This window comes from Armatimonas sp. (assembly GCF_043760365.1).
Taxonomy (GTDB): Bacteria; Armatimonadota; Armatimonadia; order Armatimonadales; family Armatimonadaceae; genus Armatimonas.
On record NZ_JAYUPA010000454.1, the window covers coordinates 1 to 1,696 of the forward strand.

General features: G+C 57.4%; 2 protein-coding genes and 1 pseudogene. 1 reads left to right on the forward strand and 2 read right to left on the reverse strand.

The features are described from left to right. Window positions 1–145 precede the first annotated feature (145 nt). Window positions 146–805: a carotenoid biosynthesis protein gene (locus ACH2EH_RS10685; RefSeq protein ID WP_395141509.1), complete on the forward strand. Its 660-nt coding sequence runs from the start codon at window positions 146–148 to the stop codon at window positions 803–805. Here the strand turns inward: ACH2EH_RS10685 and ACH2EH_RS10690 are convergent. After that, a complete protein-coding gene (locus tag ACH2EH_RS10690; protein WP_395141511.1) occupies window positions 802–1,365 on the reverse strand; it encodes an ArsR family transcriptional regulator in 564 nt (187 codons plus the stop codon). The genes ACH2EH_RS10685 and ACH2EH_RS10690 overlap by 4 nt on opposite strands. Before the next feature lie 68 nt (window positions 1,366–1,433). Beyond that, window positions 1,434–1,696 (reverse strand): annotated as a pseudogene (locus ACH2EH_RS10695) (hypothetical protein); the annotation flags it as partial.

Genomic DNA, 1,696 nt, shown 5'->3' on the forward strand with positions numbered 1-1,696 from the left:
AGAGCGAGTGGGGAGTAAAAGACCGCAGGCGACTTCAGAGCCGCCAGCCCAACCACAAACGGGCCAACCACATACATCCAGAAACGGGGGCGGCTCGTACGCAAAAAGTGGGCTGAGGTCACGGCTTATTCTACCCTCCGCCCTCGTGTTTGCCGCCATCAGCGGGTTTTTCGTCGCTCGTTTTCCCGTTCGGCCCGAGCTGGCAATTGTCTCGGCGATCTTTGTGCTGGTCTTCGCCTGGCCGAGTTATTCGGCGGTTGTCCGCTGGCTGGGCGTGCGGCGCGGCGTGCGGCTCTTGGTGCTTCTGGGAGTCTATGCGCTGGTGCTGGAAACGGTTGCGGTGAAGACGGGCGTTCCCTACGGACGGTTTTCCTACGGCCCCAAGATCGGGAAGCTCCTCTTTGATGCCGTGCCGTGGACGGTGCCCTTCTCCTGGACGCCGCTGGTGCTCTGGGCGTTGACGCTCTCTCGGGGGCGGATTTTTATCGCAGGTGGCTTGCTGGTTGCCGTGGATCTATGTCTCGATCCGGGCGCCGTCGCGCAGGGCTTCTGGAGCTATGGGGCGGGCGGGGCGTACTTTGCCGTGCCGTTCTCAAATTTCGTCGGCTGGATGCTCTCCGGTACGCTCGGCGCGTGGTTCGGTCGCAGCGTGGACTGGCGCGAGGCTCCGGCTGAAGTGCGCACTAGCGGACTGCTCAGTATCGCCTTCTGGACCAGCGTCTGCCTGAACATGGGCCTCTGGGGGCCTGGCTTGGTTGGCATCGTGCTGATTGTTGGGAGCCTGTTTACCCCAAAAAAGACTTAGAGGACACTCTCTTCGGTTGGTGGACTTTCCGTATCGGGGCGGGCACTATGAAAAAGAAGCGTGAAGGCGTGGCTCCGCGCACCTGGAGTGTCGCTGGTCACCTTGCGGCGGCGGTAGTCCTGTACGAGCTCCCCAAGTTTTGTATTGAACTCATCGGCATCCTCAGGTGTGAGAGGGATAATGTAGTGCGCCGCGCGATGAGGAAAGTCCCCGAACTCACGCCAAGTGTTGTGGTAGAGCTGAAATGCCTGCTGCAGCATATCGTGATAGCGAGGACCTTCCTCGGTCGGCGTTCGGGGAGTGGTAAACGACTCCACAAGGGAGTGATAGAGTTTTTCGGTCAGAGGGCCCTTTTGACGCGTTCCTGACAACTCAATCAACCCTGCTTTGAGGAGTGTCATGGTATGGAAGTAGAGCTTTCCGGAAGCCACGTGAAGCGCAGTGGCTAGCTCCTCGTTGGTGCGATCCCCTTCCTCAAGCACGCGTAAAATCTCCAGCCGTAGGGGGTGCGAGACTGCTTTCCAGCGCTTTGGTGTGTCTAGGATGACTTTCTCTGCCATATATTTCTCTGTTAGCTTAGTTTACCCTGGTGCACAATCAAAGGCAAGAGTACACCAAGGTAGTGGGATTACTTGAGGAGCACGTGGCTGATAATCAGAGGACGGACGCAGTTATTTATCTGCGAGTAAGTGGTTGAGGCGTTCTCTGTGGACCAGCTATAGGCTTCTACTTCTTTGGTGGTCTTATTGACGATAAGTCGAAAGGTGCCTCGACCTGCTCCTTGGTTCCCGTTGCTACGGGTATCAGTGGAGTGAATGGAACTGCTGCTATCATATACCGTCAGGTCTGCATTGAGCTGCGTGTTGTTACGATTGGAGTAGACGGGAGTAG

What these genes read in the sequence shown, in the direction of transcription:
- ACH2EH_RS10690 (WP_395141511.1), bottom strand. Translation starts at nt 1,365, where the DNA reads ATGGCAGAGAAAGTCATCCTAGACACACCAAAGCGCTGGAAAGCAGTC.